General features: G+C 35.4%; 16 protein-coding genes and 1 other annotated feature. Of the genes, 2 read left to right on the forward strand and 14 right to left on the reverse strand.

Features of this window, described 5'->3' with window-relative positions:
- Positions 1-31: 31 nt before the first annotated feature.
- The 9 genes from MKY60_RS12515 to MKY60_RS12555 all read right to left on the reverse strand — a co-directional run bounded on the left by MKY60_RS12515 (position 32) and on the right by MKY60_RS12555 (position 11,236).
- Positions 32-1,237 (reverse strand): type II secretion system F family protein, encoded by a 1,206-nt coding sequence (locus MKY60_RS12515; RefSeq protein ID WP_340930020.1) that lies wholly within the window; start codon positions 1,235-1,237, stop codon positions 32-34.
- Positions 1,237-2,277 (reverse strand): type IV pilus twitching motility protein PilT, encoded by a 1,041-nt coding sequence (locus tag MKY60_RS12520; protein ID WP_340930021.1) that lies wholly within the window; start codon positions 2,275-2,277, stop codon positions 1,237-1,239. The genes MKY60_RS12515 and MKY60_RS12520 overlap by 1 nt, the downstream gene beginning before the upstream one ends.
- Positions 2,278-2,287: 10 nt before the next feature.
- A complete protein-coding gene (locus MKY60_RS12525; RefSeq protein ID WP_340930023.1) occupies positions 2,288-3,952 on the reverse strand; it encodes a GspE/PulE family protein in 1,665 nt (554 codons plus the stop codon).
- 35 nt (positions 3,953-3,987) lie between these two features.
- Positions 3,988-5,391, reverse strand: a complete 1,404-nt coding sequence (locus tag MKY60_RS12530) for a VanW family protein (protein ID WP_340930024.1) — start codon at positions 5,389-5,391, stop codon at positions 3,988-3,990.
- A gap of 178 nt (positions 5,392-5,569) precedes the next feature.
- On the reverse strand, positions 5,570-7,219 hold the full coding sequence (locus MKY60_RS12535) for a pilus assembly PilX family protein (protein ID WP_340930025.1): 1,650 nt from the start codon (positions 7,217-7,219) through the stop codon (positions 5,570-5,572).
- 2 nt (positions 7,220-7,221) lie between these two features.
- Entirely contained in the window at positions 7,222-7,671 is a 450-nt protein-coding gene (locus MKY60_RS12540) for a PilW family protein (protein ID WP_340930027.1), read from the reverse strand.
- A gap of 3 nt (positions 7,672-7,674) precedes the next feature.
- The gene (locus tag MKY60_RS12545) at positions 7,675-8,121 is read right to left on the reverse strand and encodes a type IV pilus modification PilV family protein (RefSeq protein ID WP_340930028.1); all 447 of its coding nucleotides are present in this window, start codon (positions 8,119-8,121) and stop codon (positions 7,675-7,677) included.
- Between the two features lie 90 nt (positions 8,122-8,211).
- Positions 8,212-9,915 (reverse strand): sensor domain-containing diguanylate cyclase, encoded by a 1,704-nt coding sequence (locus MKY60_RS12550; protein ID WP_340930030.1) that lies wholly within the window; start codon positions 9,913-9,915, stop codon positions 8,212-8,214.
- 97 nt (positions 9,916-10,012) lie between these two features.
- Positions 10,013-11,236, reverse strand: coding sequence for a bifunctional folylpolyglutamate synthase/dihydrofolate synthase (locus tag MKY60_RS12555; protein ID WP_340930032.1), 1,224 nt, complete (start codon positions 11,234-11,236; stop codon positions 10,013-10,015).
- Positions 11,237-11,322: 86 nt separating this feature from the next.
- Here MKY60_RS12555 and MKY60_RS12560 point away from each other — a divergent pair, with 86 nt between their 5' ends.
- On the forward strand, positions 11,323-12,201 hold the full coding sequence (locus MKY60_RS12560) for an ATP-grasp domain-containing protein (protein ID WP_093496511.1): 879 nt from the start codon (positions 11,323-11,325) through the stop codon (positions 12,199-12,201).
- A complete protein-coding gene (locus MKY60_RS12565; protein ID WP_340930034.1) occupies positions 12,198-13,010 on the forward strand; it encodes an ATP-grasp domain-containing protein in 813 nt (270 codons plus the stop codon). Before MKY60_RS12560 ends, MKY60_RS12565 begins: the two co-directional genes overlap by 4 nt.
- A 189-nt stretch (positions 13,011-13,199) precedes the next feature.
- Here the strand turns inward: MKY60_RS12565 and MKY60_RS12570 are convergent, their stop codons facing one another.
- The 5 genes from MKY60_RS12570 to MKY60_RS12590 all read right to left on the reverse strand — a co-directional run bounded on the left by MKY60_RS12570 (position 13,200) and on the right by MKY60_RS12590 (position 19,452).
- On the reverse strand, positions 13,200-15,842 hold the full coding sequence (locus MKY60_RS12570) for a valine--tRNA ligase (RefSeq protein WP_340930035.1): 2,643 nt from the start codon (positions 15,840-15,842) through the stop codon (positions 13,200-13,202).
- A gap of 45 nt (positions 15,843-15,887) precedes the next feature.
- Positions 15,888-16,115 (reverse strand) — a binding site (T-box leader).
- 225 nt (positions 16,116-16,340) lie between these two features.
- Complete coding sequence (locus MKY60_RS12575) at positions 16,341-16,937, reverse strand: hypothetical protein (RefSeq protein ID WP_093496508.1); 597 nt, start codon at positions 16,935-16,937, stop codon at positions 16,341-16,343.
- Between the two features lie 63 nt (positions 16,938-17,000).
- Positions 17,001-17,585 carry a 5' nucleotidase, NT5C type gene (locus MKY60_RS12580; RefSeq protein WP_090564069.1) on the reverse strand — a complete coding sequence of 195 codons (585 nt, stop codon included), beginning with the start codon at positions 17,583-17,585 and terminating at the stop codon, positions 17,001-17,003.
- Between the two features lie 24 nt (positions 17,586-17,609).
- Entirely contained in the window at positions 17,610-18,701 is a 1,092-nt protein-coding gene (gene ribD, locus MKY60_RS12585) for a bifunctional diaminohydroxyphosphoribosylaminopyrimidine deaminase/5-amino-6-(5-phosphoribosylamino)uracil reductase RibD (protein ID WP_340930036.1), read from the reverse strand.
- On the reverse strand, positions 18,694-19,452 hold the full coding sequence (locus tag MKY60_RS12590) for a GTP cyclohydrolase II (RefSeq protein WP_340930037.1): 759 nt from the start codon (positions 19,450-19,452) through the stop codon (positions 18,694-18,696). Before MKY60_RS12590 ends, ribD begins: the two co-directional genes overlap by 8 nt.
- Between the last annotated feature and the right edge of the window lie 305 nt (positions 19,453-19,757).

Here is a 19,757-nt window from a genome sequence, read left to right on the forward strand (position 1 = left end):
GCATTTTTCACCTCCTTCAAATAGCAATATATTAAATTTGTTCATACATACTAAACATCGGTATCATTATCGCCATAACAATTGTTCCTACAATTGCTGCTAAGAAAACTATCATCAGAGGTTCGATTAATGACTTAAGTGTATCTACGGTACGATCGACATCATCCTCATAAAAATCCGCTATTTTTTCAAGCATATAGTCTAGTGATCCAGTAGATTCTCCAATGGAGGTCATTTGAGTAACAAGAGGAGGAAATATCCAACTCTTTGCTAGCGGGGCTGATAATGTACTCCCTTGTTCAAGGCTTGTCCTCGATTCTCTTACAACCTTACCAACGACTGGATTTCCTATTACTTTTTCAACAATTGTTAATGCTTGCAAGATAGGCACTGAGCTGCTGAAAAGTGAAGATAGTGTTCTGGTCATACGAGCAATTGCAGACTTTTGAAGTAACTTACCAAATATAGGTACCTTCAGTAGTAGTAAATGAACAGAATAATTGAATTGTTCATTTTTCTTATATAAAAAGTTGAAAATAATAGCTACAATTAAGAAAAATATCAAGAATATATACCAGAAAGATTGAAGAGATTCACTTACCCCCATAACCAATCTTGTTATCATAGGTAATTCTGCTCCCATATCTTCAAACATGGAAACAAACTGGGGAACAATTGTTAGCATTAAAAACACCGATACCACTATCGACAGAAACAATAAAACCACAGGATATGCCAACGTAGATTGAACCTTTTTTTTCAAATTAAACTGTTTTTCATAAGAAAATGCCAACCGTTCCAGGGATTCATCTAGATTTCCAGTAGCTTCACCAGCACGAATCATATTCACAAATAAGGTAGGAAATACTTTTGAATTTTTGGAAGCTGCATCTGAAAAGGAAACACCTGAACGTACATCCTCTTCCACAGCCTTCAAACCTTTTTTTAAAGGTTTGCTAGAAGTTTGCTCAGCTAATATTTTTGTAGATTCCAATATAGAAACTCCAGCTCTAATGAGAGTGGCAAATTGTCGACTGTATACTACAAAGTCCTGATTGCGCACTTTACCACCTAAAGACAGTTCCTTATGAAAAATACTTTTTGATTCCTCTATTTCCCGAGGATTTATTCCTTGAGTCCGTAATTTTGTCATAGCCATCTGCTTATTAGAAGCATCCACAACACCTTTTTTTACGGTACCCCTGGAAGTCCTACCAATATATTTATAAACTACCATTAGAAATCACCAACGTTCAAATAGGGGCGTGCAACATCTATAGAAATCTTGCCAGCTGTGATTAATTGCTGTATAGATGTTTCTAGTGTGTGCATACCGAGAGCGCGACTTGTTTGCATAACATTTTGTATTTGGTGCACTTTTTCATTCCGTATTAGATTCGCAACGGATGGTGTTTGCATGAGAATTTCAGTAGCAGCTACACGGCTAGTTTCATTTTTACTAATAAATAATCTCTGCGAAACAATTCCTTGCAGTACGTTTGCTAGTTGTATTCTAATTTGACCTTGTTGATGAGGGGGAAATACATCAATAATTCGATCAATGGTTGTTGGTGCACTGCTAGTATGAAGAGTCGCCATGACTAAATGCCCTGTCTCTGCAGCTGTTATTGCAGTAGAAATTGTTTCTAAATCTCGCATCTCTCCTACAAGAATCACGTCTGGGTCTTGTCGTAGAGCAGCTCTTAATCCATTCGAAAAACTTTGAGTATCAGACCCTATTTCTCTCTGATTGATAATAGATTTTTTGTGTTTATGCACATATTCAATTGGATCTTCTAGAGTGATTATATGCTTAGATGTAGTAGAATTTATATAGTCTACCATTGAAGCTAAAGTAGTAGATTTACCAGAACCAGTAGGACCTGTCACTAAAATAAGCCCTTGAGGTTTATCGGCAAGTGTATAAAGTATATTGGGCATACCCAAAGATTCTATTGAGGGAATCTGAGATTCAATCATTCTTATGGCAATAGCTATATGGTTTTGTTGGCGGTATGCATTAATCCGAAAGCGACATTGTTCAGGTAAAGCATAACTGAAATCTATTTCTCCCTTTAATTCGAACTCTTCCATCTTGTCTGGAGATAACAACTCTTCTAACATTCTTTTCGTATCCAATTCTTTTAATAAATAATCTCCATAAGATTTTAGTTTTCCATTCACACGAAAAACTGGAGTTACTCCTACTGTTAAATGTAAATCTGAAGCTTTATCTTGAAAGGTTTTTTCTAATAATTGAATGATATCGAATTCCATATAACTCACCTCAGTTAACTATAGCTACACGAAGAACTTCTTCTGTTGTTGTAAGACCTTCTTTTACTTTCAACAATCCATCTTCTAGTAAACTTAAATATCCAGTATTCTTCATATGATTTCTCAAATGAGCTGGGCTTTTTCCTGTTAGGATTATATCTTTTACAAGAGAATCTACTATTAATACTTCGTGGATCGCAAGTCTTCCTCGATATCCCGTCTGATTACAAGCCGGACACCCTTTTCCTCGACGGACTTTTTCCACCGTCATTCCATGTTCTGAGAAAATTTCTATTTCCCTTCCGTTTGGTTCAATATATACTCCACAATCTCTACAAACTTTTCTTACTAGACGTTGCGCCACTATACCTACCAAGGAAGATGACAATAAAAACGGCTCAATACCCATGTCTCGTAATCTTGAAACGGACTCAACTGCACTATTTGTATGAAGTGTACTTAATACCAAATGTCCTGTTAATGAGGCTCTAACAGCAATTTGAGCGGTTTCTAAGTCTCTTATTTCTCCGACCATTACAATATCTGGATCTTGGCGTAATATGGACCGGAGTCCGACCGCAAAAGTAAGATCAACCTCATCTCGTACTTGTATTTGGTTGATACCTTCTAATTGATACTCAACCGGATCTTCCACAGTGATGATATTTACATTTTCATCATTGAGTTTATTTAAAGCCGCATACAACGTGGAGGATTTTCCTGATCCAGTTGGTCCCGTAAGTAGAACAATTCCATTCGGATGTTCAATCATTTTAGTAAATGCCGATAAGTTTTTATCATTGAAGCCTAATTTGTTTAAGTCATTTAACGCATTACCCATGTCTAGAATTCGCATAACAACTTTTTCACCATAGATGGTCGGTAATGTAGAAAGTCGAATATCTATTGCCCTCATATTAACCGTCATTTTAATACGTCCATCTTGTGGTACTCTGTTCTCTGTAATATTGAGGTTACCCATAATTTTAATGCGAGCCAAAATAACATTTTGCATATATTTGGGAAGTGCCCGCTCTGTTTTTAACATTCCATCAATACGATATCTAACTCTAAGCTCTGTCTCTTGTGGATCAAAATGTATATCACTAGAACGTTGCGCCACTCCATTTACGATAATCTGATTCACTAACCGAACAATGGGGGAATCTTCATCCAGAATTTGGTTGTCATTTTCTATTTCTGTCGGTGTCATGTCTATTAAAGCTTGATCCATTGATTCTTGTAAATCATAGTACTTAGTTATTGTTCGATATAAATCATCTTTCGCAGCAATACTTGTCTCAATTTGACATCCTGTTGCCATGCGTACTTCTTCGATAGCGAAATAATCCATAGGATCAGCCATAGCTATTAACAACCTATTTTTAGTTTTTTTCAGAGGCATTATATTTGTTCTTTTCGCTAATTCCTTAGGTACTAATTGGATAAGTTCAGGATCAATTGAGTACTGATTTAGATTTACATGCGGAATACCTAATTGGAATTCTAATACTTCTATAAGTTGTTGTTCAGTAATTAAATTTTCACTTATTAAATAATCACCTAATTTCTCATTTTTGTTTTTATGAGTTAAGGCATATTCAAGTTGCTCATATCCTATTACGCTTGATTCTACTAGTAAATCTCCAAGTAGTTTACGTGTGTTTTTTTTCAATACACTCCCACCCTTAACTCTATAATTCATTATTACTACTTTGTTGAAATAATATTTCCTGCCTTATCATAATAACTACCCTCTGGCAACGTATCCGAATCCTCTTCTATGATTGGATTCTCAGAATCTTTTTCAGGTTTAGTAAAGTTAGTAGATTCATTTACATTCACATCTGCTAATCCGTCACCATTCAAATCTATTTCCAAGTCAGGATCCTTCGTAAACGTAGCTTCAGAGGCTAAAGAGGATTTTAATATAATTCGATGTGTCGGTGGGTAGTAGTCCTCACCGATATTCTCTTCTTTATTAAACGGTCCTTTTTTATCTGAAATAACACGATAAATGGTCACCCTCAATCCAGTAGAACCTTCTTGTAAAAGACTCTCCTCACCTGGTTTTAAATCTGTAGAGTAGCGATAAATTGTTCTTGGTTTAACAACTTGGCTATTACGAACCTCATACTTACTAATTGTTTTATTAGAAAGTGAATATAGTTCGATTAATAAGCTCGAGTCTTTTAAACTTACTTTTAATAGTGCAGGACTATTATTATTTACAAACTTTATATCTTTGTTAAGCGGGAGGTCAATATCTGCTTCTATTCCCGGTTCTAAGTAAGGTGGAATTACTCCTTGGGAATGCCTTTCCACAATATCAAAATCTGTTTGTAGAATAAGGCTGTATAACATTGAACCAATAAAATCTGCAGTCTCATCACTAAAAGAATTGCTTATTTCACTAGTTTGATCTAAAAAAGAAAAAACTTCTCCAGTAGAAATGACCTGGTCATTCAACGTTTCTGTAACCTCTGATAAACCTGCTAGATTTACAGAAACTTCTTCAATTGAAAAAGCAATACGCTCAGATTCCAGAGCTGACAAGTCCATTAAAACAGCTTCGATAGGTTCCTCAGATAACATGCTTACCTGCTGCTTGATGTTATTTATTGTCTTTTCCGTATCCAATTGTGAATTCTCTTCTATAGTAGTTATCAGTTCAGGCTCTAATGTAAGTTGGAGAGGTATATGTATGATTGAATCTGATTTCCAAAAAGCATACCACGGCTTTTCAGTAATATTGATATATTCATTTACAGAAGCTTCCACATCAAAAACAAAAAAAGTAGAATCTATAGGTAAATGTACACCCTCACCTTCTATCAAAATCTCGCTTTCTCTCTTCCAATTTTCTATAGCTTTTTTCAGGTGATTAGTTATTTCTTCTGCCTCTAATTCTCCTATTTCTACTCCACCTATAGTTGAACTTATTGATTCAGCGTCTACGGATAAGAATGTTAGCTTATTATTTGGTATCAAAACATAGATAAACAATGTAATGAAACATATAATGATGAGGTTTTTTGTGAGTATTTTCATAATCATTCCTCCGATTAAATACTTACTCTTTTTTAGTTTGAGTTTAATATTTATTGTAATCATAATACAATATAGCGCCCCCTATTGTATATGACTTTTTTCATAAGTTCATTTAAAATTAACAAATCACCAAAATAAAACTAAAACTTTAGTTTTATTAATCGTAAATAAAGGTAAGTCTTTAGAATTATTTATGGTGATATATTTTATGTTAACTGATGAATTCGATCAAGGTGGGATACTAGATTTCAATTAATGGTTCTGTTTTTGTTAATTCAGGATTTTCGGATTCTGTTGGAGGTGTCCCAGGCGTACCTGGTGTACTAGGAGTTCCAGGAACCCAAGTATTAAATTGCGGTTCTCCATATTGAACTAATCCCTCTCCCTCCATACTAATAGAATTACCAATAATGGTTCCGGTTACTTTTCCGCTATTTCTAACTTCAAAATGTGCATTAGGAGCAAAGTATAAGGAAGGACCTACCTTTCCCTCCCCACGTACAATAAATGAACTACCACCAGAAAGAATATTCCCATATACTTTCGTACTTGAGGCGATATCTACATTTGCCCTCATGGCATATATAGAAGCATGTATTTCTGCCCCTCCACCAAAGTTCTTACCAAGCACTTCATTTCCTGAATAAAAGATTTCTGCATTTTTGTTAGAGGATTGTACATTAAACTTCCCGCTGCCTGTAATATAAAGTTTATTTTTTACATGTAGTGTTAACTTCCCTGTTCCTTTAATAATTACTTGCGCTTCACCACTTATTTCTAAGTTGTCTAGTACAAGTTCTTTATCCTCATCTCCTATATCTATTGTTAAAGTATGACTCCCTGATACTTTCAAATTTCCTATTGATGAATTATTTTGCACTTTTAAGGAAGAAGATCCATATTCAAGAGGAGTATAGTTACCTAAAGAAGTATATTTTGGTGGAGATGGGAAAGAAGGTAGTTCCGGAATAGTCCCTGCCGCTCCTCCATTTACTTTAGTGGTAAACCCCATTTGTGCTGGTTTTGATAATGCTGTCTTTTCCGAGCCACTTGGTACATAAAACAACCCATTTATAGTAGGCACCCCCCAATCTATAACTATACTTCCAGTACCTGATTTCAAAGTACCAATATTCCCTGTAACAGTTGAACTTTTTATTTTTATTCCATTCTTCACAATTATAGCTGTATCTTCTGGCAATCCTTCGACTGGCCCTCCGCCATGACCAGGTGTTCCTGGTGTTCCCGGAGTTCCTGGTGTTCCGGGTTCCCCCAAGTTTCCAACTTTTAGATTGACTATTATTTTCTGGGATACGATACGCTCCTTGTTGCCAATTGTACCAACTGAGGTCATATTATATTCTACTTCCTCATCACTATTTCTCTCTCTAGTGACTAGTACTCTTGCAATCGGAGTAATTTTTGAATTATTCTCACTATAATTAGATTCAAATTTAAATCTGCTTTTATAACTTTCACTATCGGAATGTACACTCCATGATTCAGGTAGAACTTTTCCCACATATTCTGCGTAATACTCTTCTAATACACGTGCAAAATCAAATTTAAACCCTGTTTGCTCTTTAATAGGTCGCCGAAAGTAATCTTCTTCTGCTTCCTTATAATCCTTAAGCGTCTCGTTATAAGCATTACTATATGCTTGTTGCAATTTATTCTCCGCATCTTTTCTAGTAACAACAATACCAGCTTCAGCTATATAAAAAGTAGATTGATCAGTCCGTTCATTTGCAGATAATTTCAAGCTATTACTCGTTACTGCTAGTATACTTACTCCTAAAACAGTAATTAGAATTACTAACATTAATACACTTAAGAGCGTAAAACCTCTAGCATTTAATAGTCTGAGTTTTCCCTCGTAATTGGACTTCAAACTTATTCATCTCCTTTCCTAATATAAATTTCAGTCTTTTTGGTTTCTTTCTGGTCTAAACTCTTTATTTCAATAAACCATTTAATATTTTTTTCATCATATTTTCCCGTCTCATAACCATCATCAACAAAAAATATTTCAATGTCGCGAGCAATTACATCACCATTTCTAGTAATTGTATTGCCAACTTTTGAATAATTAATGCCGTTCAACTCTATTTCACTTTTACTAATTATTCGAGGATTCTCTGTCTTTCTAATATCTTTTGTAATCATTTTTAATGCATAAGAAATATCCGTTAGTTGGTTGTTTTTTTCAAGTTGATTCTTGTATTGTTTGGTACCAGACATCAGCACACTGAAAACTAATAACATTACTATACTAGCGAGCACAACAGCTGCAAGAAGTTCAACGAGCGTGATACCCTTCTCGTTATTCCATTGTTTCCACATCAATTATGACCCCCATTCTAAAATAGTTTCCATTTTAGCTCTAGGCCTTGTTCCATTTTCTTGGTCAAAAACTTCTATAATTAAATACGACATTCCTGGATATGAATGTTCTTTTAATTTCAACTTAATGTATCTACCATCAATACTCTTTTCAAATACATATTCATCCTGTGTAGTTGAAGTAATTTGTTTATATGTTAAACTATTTACTATTTCATCGATACCAGAGTTAAAATCTCCCTTTCTACTAACCTCATATAACTTTTCCATTTCTAGTTGCGCTAAGTATGTTCCATCCACTACTTCTTCTGAAGTTTTCCCAGTTTTTGCAGATTGAATTAAAAACGAAAAAAATGTAAACAAAATTAACGAGATTAGAATGATGGATACTAAAACTTCGACTAGTGTTAAGCCTTTATTATTAAAATGTTCACTTACTTTATTTATCATTTTTTTCATTCCCTTTGCCTATCAGTTTGTTATTTCTAATAAAAAAAAACCAATTAGCTTAATCTAATTGGTCCTAATTCACTATAACATCTATCTCACATACTCCGCAACTCGATTCCTACCCGCTTGCTTCGCTCCAATATACAAGGCACGGTCTGCATTTCGAAGTAAGGACAGTCCTTCATCACTGTCTTCTGGTGCTGTAGAAACACCAATACTTGCGGTAATGAATATTATTTCTTCTCGTGATATTTCTCCTAAATCGAGAGGTACCATAAATGGAGTTTGCTCAATTTTCCTTCGAAGTTGCTCGGCTACCTTCATCGCCTGCAATTTCGTATAATTAGGTAAGATAATAACGAATTCTTCTCCACCATATCTCCCAACCGTCCCATTAAAACCAATTTCTTTTTTAATAATATTTGCAAATTCCTGTAAGATAATGTTTCCACTATGGTGGCCATACGTATCATTGACAGCTTTAAATTTATCGATATCCATCATGATTAAGGAAACTGTTCTAAAAGCTCCATTATTCAATCTTGAGATATCTAACTTCAATTGCTTGTCTAAATACCTATAATTATAAATCTTCGTTAGATCGCAAATTTCACTTTTCTCTACTGCTTCTTTTACATACCTAGCTTTTTCTAATGAAACAGCAAAATATGAGCAAAGAAGATGGACAATTTTTAGTTGATACGATTCAAATGCAAACTTCTCTCTTGCTGCCAAAACAAGAACGCCTTCAATTTTTTGATTTCTATAGATAGGCACACACATGACACTTTGCATATCATCCGCTAAAAAAGGCGGTTTCATATGTGTCCATTCTGTCTGTTTATTGTAAAGAATTGGTTCTCCTTTTTCATATCCTTTACCAGCTAGGCTATATTTTATATCATCATGTACATATTCTAGTTCTTTGTTTTCCCCGTCTTCTCTTGCTCGTAAAACAAAAAAGTTATCTTCAACATTATCGACAATGTACCCTGCATTAAATGGGAACATATCAGATAATCTTTTCAAGAACATATCCAATATTTCTGTCGAAGTCATGCGCTCCGCAAGCTGATGTCCAAATTCACTTGCCTCATTTAAATCGGCATTTACTTTTTCTGAATCACTATACATACGTATTAATAATGTGATCGATATTAAGGGTAGCCCTAATAACCACAAAGCAGTATTGCCCGTTGAGTGTTCAAATAGATATAAACCTAAACCAAACGGTAATGTTATAAACAGACATGCAAATTCCCAGTAGAAGTCTTTCGAGAAAAATATAACTTTCATATTACATAAATATTCCCTCATATAAAGGAACAGATGGTTTATTATTAAATAAGATATCGCAAAAATAGAACCATATATAATTACATCTCCTATTTTTACACTACCTATTTCATAGCCTAATAAGACTATTAAAGTACCGCATATGACAGAAAGAGAAAAAAACATAAACGAATTAAAGAAATACTTAAATAAGGAATCTCTTGAAATTTTCAAATGATATGAAAGCGGTATCATACAAATTTGCATGGAGATAAGCTCTGCTAAAATCCCATACTTTAAAAAGATTGCAATTTGAACCCATATGACCAAAACAAAAGTAGTTCCAGCTATAAAAAATGGAAAAATACTTGAAAGTAACGCTAATAGTAAAAAAGCTCCGTAACCTTCCCATTCACCAGGTCTAGCGGGAGAATATAAATACATTAAGAGAGTTCCAGGCGGAACAAATAATAGCCACAAAGCAAACATAATTCTTTGTGCTTTTTTTGTAAAATTCATCTGACTATTAATCTCCTTTCTATCTAAATAACTACTACTAAACACACACTTTTTAATAAAATTATTATATCACTAAGTTGTCTGAAAGTTTCAAATACTAAATTCCTGTTTTTCCCTTCAATTCTGCGATAAAATAAAAAGAGCCAGTGACTATTGTAACATCATTTTCAAATCCCTTAAGCAAATCAACGTCATATGCATCTAAAGTTATACTCTTTACACTATGCGTACAGTGTTTATACAAAATATTAGCATTTAAAGCTCTTTCATGTTGGAAGTTTACAAATTCAAAAGAACTAGCAATTTCCTCTAACTTCCTTAACATATAGACATAATCCTTATCCCTTAAAATTCCTACTATAAAATGTATATTTTTGTTAAAGAAATTTTCTTTAATAGTTTCCACCAATGCATCAATACTCGCTTGATTATGGGCACCATCCAAATAAAGGTTATCCTTTATTTTCTCCATTCTACCTGGCAATCTTGCTTTTTTTACAGCTGCTTGCACATTAGGTTCTACTAGTTTAAAACCACTTATTAGTAATGCTGTAATGGCTATAGCCATATTTGTTTGTTGGTGACTCCCTATCATTTGGGGACTTAAATTAGAAAATGAATATTCTTTATAAGTATATTGATGATTCTTTATATGAAAATTTTCACTGTACTCTAAGACATCCGCTTTTTTATCTTCCACTTCTTTATATACGACAGTTTTTGCTGGCTCTATAAAGGACCCTATAACTAATTGGCTATTGTATTTTAAAATTCCTGCTTTATGCCAACTAATTTTTTCAATTGTGTCGCCTAAGAAATTTGTATGATCTATGGATATGCTAGGTATAACAGCCACTGATTTTTTCATAACATTTGTACTATCTAGTCTTCCACCCATACCTGCCTCTATGAATACAATATCTAATTCTAGCGCTTCAAAGACAACAAAGGCTGTAACGGTTAGTAATTCAAAATCTGTTAACATTCCACTAATTCCTCGTTTTTGCATATGTAAAAATGCTTTATCCATTTGTTTTTCTGTAACGGGTATACTATTTATCTGAATTTGATCATGGACATCAAAGATACTCGGGCTAGTAAACGAGGCGTAGGACAAGCCATGTTCCTTTGCTAGCGCTGATAAAAAAGCAATAGTAGATCCTTTACCATTTGTTCCAGCTACATGAATCACTTTATGCTTGTCCTGGGGATTTCCAAGTTTTTGTAGTGCAGCTTGTATCGTTTCAAGACCTGGTTTTATAACCGTTTCACTTTGTATATTCCATTTTATTTTGTATTTATTAAAGTTTTTTATTTCCACGTAGTTCACCCTATTCCGTCTGATTAAATTTCGTGCTAAACTTCTTGTGAACACATTATAACACGTACTAGTGGAGGTCATTCATTATGCAAACATGTTGGATCGTTTATAACGGTAGTCTTACACATGATAAATTTATCGATCAAGCACTTCTATTGAAAGAAGCTGCGGATAGACATGATATTCATGCCATTCTAGTGAAAAATTATGAATTGCTAATGAATGTCCAGCAAAATTTACATGCTAAACCTGATTTTGTCGTGTTTCTTGACAAAGATATTTTGCTTGCCCAGTATTTGAAAAACGAAGGTATACCAGTATTTAATGATCCAAACGTAATTGAAATTTGTGATAATAAAGCAAGGCAATACATGATGTTAGCAAATGCTCAAGTGCCAATGCCAACAACAATTGTTGCACCTAAAGTGTATCCAGGGTTTTCTATTAAAGAATCGGGCTATTACGAGCAGGTACTCCAAATACTTTCTTTACCTATGATTATTAAAGAGGCACACGGCTCATTTGGTATGAAAGTATATTTAATTGAAACAAGGGAACAATTCTTTGCAAAAGTAGAGGAGTTAGCAGGTATTGAATATGTCTTCCAACAATTTATCGAAAATAGTAAAGGTAGAGATATCCGTGTAAATGTAGTAGGCGGGCAAGTCGTTGCATGTATGCTCCGTGAATCACAAACAGATTTCCGTGCCAATATAACAAATGGCGGCTCTGCCTCTCCTATTATTCTCACACAAAGACAAAAAGATGTGGCGATACAAGCTGCGGAAGCTTTAGGCGCAGAGTTCGCGGGAGTCGATTTGTTGTTTGGGGAAAATGAAGAACCTCTAGTTTGTGAAGTAAATGGGGTTGCCCATATTAGAAATATCTATAATGTAACCGGAATAAATGTTGGAGATGCTATGATCGATTATATTCAATCAAAAATTGGAGCTGCTGTTGTATGAAAGGGTTACTCATATACGAGAGGGCAGAAATAGAACGAAATCGTAGCTTTATCGACCGATTAATAAAGGCCGCAAGTACTTTTTCGCATACCTTAACAGTAGTAGATGACAAGGAGCCCATTCCACAAGCAGATTTTATATTTTTCCGTACAAGAAATCCACAATTATCAAAGAAATTAGAACAACGAAATATACCAATGTTCAATCGTGCAGAAGTGAATGTTATTGCTAATGACAAATTAAAAGCAATACAGCTCGTTCAACTTCTAGGAATCGCAACTGTTCCAACTAAAAAGATAACAACTGTTTCTGAAATAAAAGAATATCCTGTAGTACTAAAAACGATAAATGGTCACGGTGGAAAACAAGTCGAATTAGTACACACCGAAAAAGAGGCATCTACTTATTTGAATACATTTTCCGAGGAAACGATTATCGCACAACATTATATTGAAACAAATGCTACCGATGTTCGAATATTCATGCTTGGTGAAGAAGTAGTGGGTGCAGTAAAAAGAACCGGTCCAAAAGATAGCTTTAAATCTAATTTCACATTAGGTGGAGCGGTTGAAAAATATACACTTAACTCACAACAACTTACAGAGGTAGAGAAAATTGCTAAAGCTTTAAAAAGTGATTATATTGGTATCGATTTTTTACTCTTACCTGATGAGAGTTGGCTTTTCAATGAAATAGAAGATCCCGTTGGTGCAAGGTCCTATTTCAAAACTACTAAGCAGGATATTGCAGAACCTATTATGGAATATATCGATAATAAACTTACAAAAAATGAGAGAGACGAGAATTAATTCGTCCTCTCTTTTTTGGCATATGATAAGAATCGCTAGAATGTTTCCGAGAATCACTCGAATGTAGAGAAAAATCACTAGAATACAAATGAGAATCGCTAGAATGAAATGAAGAATCACTAGAATCTGAAGAAACTTTCCACCATATAAATAAGCGCACACTCAGATTAACGAGTGTGCGCTCCATTCTTATAGACTATTCAATTCTTCCATACGCTTCAACACAGCAGCGTGTTTTTCTAGATAGTCCGCTTCTTTTGCACGTTCCTCTGCAACTACTGCTTCAGGTGCTTTTGAAACGAAGCGCTCATTAGAAAGTTTTCCTTGTACTAACTTTACTTCTTTTGCCCATTTTTCTAACTCTTTTGTTAAGCGAGCTTTCTCAGCATCTATATCGATTAATCCCTGTAGTGGTAGGTATAAAACCGCTCCGGTAACTACAGCAGACATGGACTGATTTGGAGCTTCTAAATCTAATCCAAATACAAGTGGTTCTGGATTACAGAAGCGTTCTAAATACTTAGCATTTGCTTCTAACACCGCTAATGTATTTGCATCCTTCGCTGATACATATAATGGTACTTTCTTGCTCATTGGTGTTTGTACTTCCGAACGAATATTACGAACGGAGCGGATAATTTCAGAAAGTAATTTCATATTATCCGCTTCTTCTTTATTGGAAAGTGCTTCATTTACAGTCGGCCAAGCAGCAACTGTAATCGATTCCCCTTCATGCGGAAGGTTTTGCCAGATTTCCTCGGTGATGAATGGCATAAATGGGTGTAACAAACGCATAGTATTGTCTAAAACATAAGCTAGCACAGAGCGCGTCATATTTTTTGCTGCTTCGTCTTCCCCATTAAGCGGAAGTTTTGCCATTTCGATATACCAGTCGCAGAAATCATCCCAGATGAAGTTATAAAGCGCACGGCCTACTTCACCGAATTCGTAGCGCTCCGAAAGTCTTGTTACTTGCTCAATCGTTTCATTTAAACGTGTAAGAATCCATGCATCCGCAACCGATTTTTTACCATCTAAATTGATCTCTTCAAATTTCAAGCCATCCATATTCATTAATGCAAAACGAGATGCATTCCAAATTTTGTTAGCAAAGTTCCATACAGCCTCTACTTTTTCTGTAGAGTAACGTAAATCCTGCCCAGGAGATGATCCAGTACTTAGGAAGTAACGAAGTGAATCAGCACCATACTGATCAATAACATCCATTGGATCGATGCCGTTCCCAAGAGATTTCGACATTTTACTTCCATCTTCTGCACGAACTAGACCGTGGATTAATACATCATCAAATGGACGAGTACCAGTAAATTCTATACCTTGGAAAATCATACGAGAAACCCAGAAGAATATAATATCATAACCAGTTACAAGTGCATTCGTAGGATAATACTTTTTGAACTCTTCGTTTTCAGAATCTGGCCAGCCTAATGTAGAAAATGGCCATAATGCAGAGGAGAACCAAGTATCTAATACATCATTGTCCTGATTCCAGTTTTCCGCATCTGCAGGAGCTTCATGACCAACATATATTTCTCCAGTTTCTTTGTGATACCAAGCAGGAATACGATGTCCCCACCATAGTTGGCGTGAAATACACCAATCATGAATATTTTCCATCCAACGTAGGTAAGTTTTTTCAAAACGGTCCGGAACAAAATTCACTTTTCCTTCTGCTTCTTGAAGTTTAATAGCTTCTTTAGCAAGTGGTTGCATTTTTACGAACCATTGTGTAGATAGGTAAGGCTCAACTACTGCTCCACTACGCTCAGAATGTCCTACTGAATGTGCATGCTCTTCAATTTTGAATAGGATACCTGCATCTTGTAAATCTTTTACGATTTGTTTACGGCATTCAAAACGGTCCATACCATCATAAGATGCAGCGTTTTTATTCATCGTACCATCTTCATTCATTACTAAAATACGTTGTAGGTTATGACGGTTTCCTATTTCAAAGTCATTCGGGTCATGTGCAGGTGTAATTTTAACTGCTCCACTACCAAACTCCATATCTACATAATCATCTCCTACAATCGGGATCTCGCGACCGATAATCGGAAGTTTTACTGTTTTTCCGATTAAATGCTTGTAACGATCATCCTCTGGATGAACTGCAACTGCCGTATCACCTAACATTGTTTCTGGTCTTGTAGTCGCAACATCTATGGATCCAGTACCATCTGTAAGTGGGTAATGCATATGATAGAATGCACCCTGTACATCCTTGTGAATTACTTCGATATCAGATAGTGCTGTTTTTGTAGCTGGGTCCCAGTTGATAATATATTCGCCACGGTAGATTAATCCTTTGTTATACAGCTTTACGAACACTTCTTTTACTGCATTTGATAATCCTTCGTCTAATGTGAAGCGTTCACGTGAATAATCTAAGCCAAGTCCTAGTTTTGCCCATTGTGCACGGATATGACCAGCATATTCTTCTTTCCACTTCCATGTTTCTTCTACAAATTTTTCACGACCTAAATCATATCTTGTAATATTTTTAGAACGCAGCTTTTCTTCCACTTTTGCTTGTGTTGCGATACCTGCATGGTCCATACCTGGTAACCATAGTGCATCATACCCTTGCATACGTTTCATGCGAACAATAATATCTTGTAATGTAGTATCCCACGCATGACCTAAATGTAATTTACCCGTTACATTTGGTGGTGGGATTACGATCGTATAAGGTTCTTTATCGCTTTCTGGATGAGCTTCGAAGTATTTCCCTTCAAGCCACCACTCATAGCGACCTTTTTCAATCGACTGCGGATCATACTTTGTGGACATCGTTGTCTCGTTTGTCATTGTCTGTTCCTCCTAAAAAAGAATATAAAAAAACTCCTATCGTCATTAAAGGACGAAGGAGTTTGTTCGCGGTACCACCTTTATTCGCGAATGCTAATAAAACGCATCACGCTCTCAATTCGATAACGGCTTCAAACCGGCATTTGCTACTCTAGGTTCACAAATACTGCTCGTGGGCTACCTTCAAATGGTGGTTGACAGAAACATTTCAGCAAATTGTTTCCTTTCTTTTGAAAACCAAATCATTTTACTCTTCCCATTCATTGCATCACTATTTACGTTGTTCCTATTGTAAAGGATTTTATTATATGTCGTCAAGTCTAGTATGGTGAAAGGAGAAATACATTGAGAAAAGGTTATAATCCGTATTTGTTGCCTGATTGGTTACGTAAAACACGTTTCTACTGTAAGCATATTAGTATACCTATTTGTGGATTTCAATTAATACGAGTGCTAATTGTTCCCACCACTTGGGATATCATATTACTGGTCCTATTACTATTCGTCTGCTTTTTGTTTTACAAAAATATTATTTGATGGGAATGAGAGCTTAGAATATCCATCATCTAAATCTAATATAAATTGAAGTTCAAATTCATCGCCTTGAGGATTTTTTACTTCCATTGGCTCAGCAGGATTTGGACTTTCTGCTTCTACAAGAGGTGTAACTGGTGTAGGTTCTGGTTCCGGAGCTTCCTCATATTCACAATGTACTGTCCACCCAACTTCAATAGCCATCTGTTGAGTAGGTTTCGAGTTAATATGGTTCACATGAACTGTTGGCTTGGAACCTTCTTTTAACTTGTCTTTACCAATTTCAATACTCATTGGTACAGCATATTCGAAATAGCCAACCTCACCTTGCAAATCAAGATCCTCAATTTCTGTGAATTCACTAGTAGCATGATGTTCCTCTTCACCTTCTTCGAATTTAACGTGGCAGGTGATGTGATATATACCAACTACTTGGATAAAATCTTCCTTCTCTGCGATTTCACACTGAGGAGTTACTGCTACATTTTTAATTTCCTTTGGAACCCCAAAGCTTTGGGGAAATCGAAATTGCTCTTTTACATCCCATGTTCTTGTTGCCATAAGTCATCCTCCTTCTATAGGACAACTTATGAAAGGAACAAAAGGGTTAGAACATATTTCACCCTAGAATTGCTTTTTGTCGTTGTTTTCTTCAACAATTCGCTTTAGTTCAAGCCAATTTGTAAGCCTAGGAATAGTAAGATGTTGGTTATACGATTGTGTTTTAACATAAACTTTTAATGTATCATCTGTCAAAGTATTTAATACGTCTGGCTTATCATCGAAATAATAATCCAACTGTAAGTCTCGAATAATATTCACTTTAGCTTGATCCTTCATGCCACAATAAAAGCGTTCCTCAACGACAGGAAAACCCTGTTCAGCTAGCCATTTCATCGTTCTTTCCCGATGTTCTGTCGGTCTAGCCGTTATATAATAAACCTCATGTCCTTGTTCTTGTAGTGCTACTAGAGTTTCTACAGCATCAGGATAAGTAGGACAATTCGTGTAATATATTTGTTCCAATGTTTCATTCCACATTTTCGAACCTGCTTCATCGGACATTCCAAATAACTCATGTATTTCTACTCTGTTTAGCGCATGAAATTTATCTAACTGCACTTGTTGTCCTAACTTTTCGTTGTAAATATGAAAAGCATGTTCTCTTAAATTGATCAATGTATCATCTATATCAAATCCAAATTTCATATAATATCCCTCATTCATTACACCTTATTTATAAGTTGGATAACCAACAAACTTAAAGTCTTTCCCTATTTTTTGAATATCCGTATCAACAAGCTCTACCGCATCACTCATCAGGTCAAAGCCAGTACCCTCCATAAATGTTGGAGCATTTTTACCACCAATTAGCTTAGGTGCAATATAAATAACAGCTTTATCTATTAATTTATTTTCTAAAAATGCTGCATTTATCGTCCCACCACCTTCGATTAATAAAGAGGATATAGATTTTTCGCCTAATAATTGAACGACCTCTTGTACATTGACATGATTAGGTCCAGTAGTATGGAAAATTTGAACTCCCTGATTGACAAGCTTTTCTTTTTTATCATTATCATAATTAGCACTTGTGAAAATCCATGTTTCAGCTAACTGATCGGTAACGAGCTTTGCATCTAATGGAATTTTCAAAGATGAGTCAAGAACTATTCGAATAGGATTGCGACCATTTTCAATACGAGTAGTTAGTTCGGGGTTATCCTCAATTACTGTATTAACTCCAACTAAAATAGCTAAATGCTCGTTTCGAAGATGATGAACATCCTCTCGTGCATCTGCAGACGTAATCCATTTACTATGAGCAGTATGAGAAGCAATTTTACCATCTAAAGTAATCCCCGATTTTAAAGTGACAAAAGGCTTTTCAGTTACGATAAATTTATTGAATACTTCATTCATTCTTTTAGAAGTTTCTTCCTGAATACCTGAGATTACATTAATTCCAGCATCTTCTAATATTTTCACTCCTCGGCCAGATACTAGTGGATTCGGATCTAGTGTGGCAATGACAACCGTTTCTATTCCAGCATCTACAATCGCTTCTGCACATGGACCTGTTCTTCCGTGATGCGAGCAGGGTTCAAGTGTGACATAAATAGTAGCACCCTTCGCATGCTCCCCTGCCATCCTGATTGCATGAATTTCCGCATGTGGCTCTCCTGGTTTCATATGTGCACCAATACCAACAATGCGATTGTTATTGACGATAACTGCTCCTACTAATGGATTAGGATCAGTTTGTCCTTTCATAGCTCTAGCATTTTGCAGTGCAATATCCATATAAAATGCATGACTAGTCATTTTGAAAAGTCCCTTCTTCCTCCATATGACCAGAGCGATTTATTTTCGTGTGTAAATATTTCTCATTGAATTCCGAAACGTCTCCCCATAATGGTGTACGCCCCTCTATTGCTAAGCCTGCATCCTTTAAAGCGGTAACTTTCTTTGGATTATTCGTTATTAATGTAACTGGTTTCGTGCGCAATACTTTTAACACCTCGATAGCATCGCTGTAATTTCTAGAATCATCTACAAAACCAAGTTTTTCATTTGCCTCTACAGTATCTGAACCATTTTCTTGTAGAATATAGGCCATTGCTTTACTAAATAGACCAATCCCTCTACCTTCGTGGTTTGCTAAATAGAATAATGCGCCAGCTTCGTTATTCACAATCATTTGCATAGACTGTTTTAGTTGGAAGCCACAATCACAACGCTTACTGCCAAAAATATCACCTGTGTGACAAATAGAGTGCATACGGATTAGTGACTGCTCCGCCTCTTTAAAATCTCCGTATACTAACACACTGGACTGTTGGTATTCAGCTAAGTTAGAGGAAGATAAATTATTTATAATTTTTTTGATATCTTCTGTGTATTCATCACTATTTAACCAGCTATACCATTGGAATATAACTGTATTTCCATTTAAATTTACTGGAAGACGTATTGGTCCGACTAGATAAATTGAACTTTCTTTGGTTTTAATTACTTGGATTTTATCTTTCAATACATTCACTACATCATTTGATATTTCTTTCACATTTTGCATTCTAAATCCTCATTTCTCTATAACATAATAGTATCTCTATATTATTCTCGTTAGATTACTTTTCGTAAGTAATTATATTTTAGTAATCTTTTTATGTCAATTATATTAGACTAAAAGAGCCCTGCAACTAATGCAAGGCTCCGATTTCTATTTAGTTAAGTCAATTTCATTATTACTTGTTTCATTTAAAAATACGAATGTTTACTTAATATCGCAATATGTTATTCGTTTTTTAAAAGCGATCCCGTTGATTGGAGTGGCAGGCGGCGACTCCAGCGGGAACAGAGCGAGCTGAAAGCCCCGAA

The sequence above is a fragment of the Psychrobacillus sp. FSL K6-1415 genome, assembly GCF_038003185.1.
In the GTDB taxonomy this organism is placed as follows: Bacteria; Bacillota; Bacilli; order Bacillales_A; family Planococcaceae; genus Psychrobacillus; species Psychrobacillus psychrodurans.

Excerpts from the sequence above, each read along its gene's own strand:
- ribD (WP_340930036.1), bottom strand. The coding sequence starts at position 18,701 with ATGACTAGTCATGCATTTTATATGGATATTGCACTGCAAAATGCTAGA.
- MKY60_RS12530 (WP_340930024.1), bottom strand. The coding sequence starts at position 5,391 with ATGATTACAATAAATATTAAACTCAAACTAAAAAAGAGTAAGTATTTA.
- MKY60_RS12570 (WP_340930035.1), bottom strand. The coding sequence starts at position 15,842 with ATGACAAACGAGACAACGATGTCCACAAAGTATGATCCGCAGTCGATT.
- MKY60_RS12550 (WP_340930030.1), bottom strand. The coding sequence starts at position 9,915 with ATGAATTTTACAAAAAAAGCACAAAGAATTATGTTTGCTTTGTGGCTA.
- MKY60_RS12590 (WP_340930037.1), bottom strand. The coding sequence starts at position 19,452 with ATGCAAAATGTGAAAGAAATATCAAATGATGTAGTGAATGTATTGAAA.
- MKY60_RS12540 (WP_340930027.1), bottom strand. The coding sequence starts at position 7,671 with ATGTGGAAACAATGGAATAACGAGAAGGGTATCACGCTCGTTGAACTT.
- MKY60_RS12545 (WP_340930028.1), bottom strand. The coding sequence starts at position 8,121 with ATGATAAATAAAGTAAGTGAACATTTTAATAATAAAGGCTTAACACTA.
- MKY60_RS12565 (WP_340930034.1), top strand. The coding sequence starts at position 12,198 with ATGAAAGGGTTACTCATATACGAGAGGGCAGAAATAGAACGAAATCGT.
- MKY60_RS12560 (WP_093496511.1), top strand. The coding sequence starts at position 11,323 with ATGCAAACATGTTGGATCGTTTATAACGGTAGTCTTACACATGATAAA.
- MKY60_RS12580 (WP_090564069.1), bottom strand. The coding sequence starts at position 17,585 with ATGAAATTTGGATTTGATATAGATGATACATTGATCAATTTAAGAGAA.
- MKY60_RS12575 (WP_093496508.1), bottom strand. The coding sequence starts at position 16,937 with ATGGCAACAAGAACATGGGATGTAAAAGAGCAATTTCGATTTCCCCAA.
- MKY60_RS12515 (WP_340930020.1), bottom strand. The coding sequence starts at position 1,237 with ATGGTAGTTTATAAATATATTGGTAGGACTTCCAGGGGTACCGTAAAA.
- MKY60_RS12520 (WP_340930021.1), bottom strand. The coding sequence starts at position 2,277 with ATGGAATTCGATATCATTCAATTATTAGAAAAAACCTTTCAAGATAAA.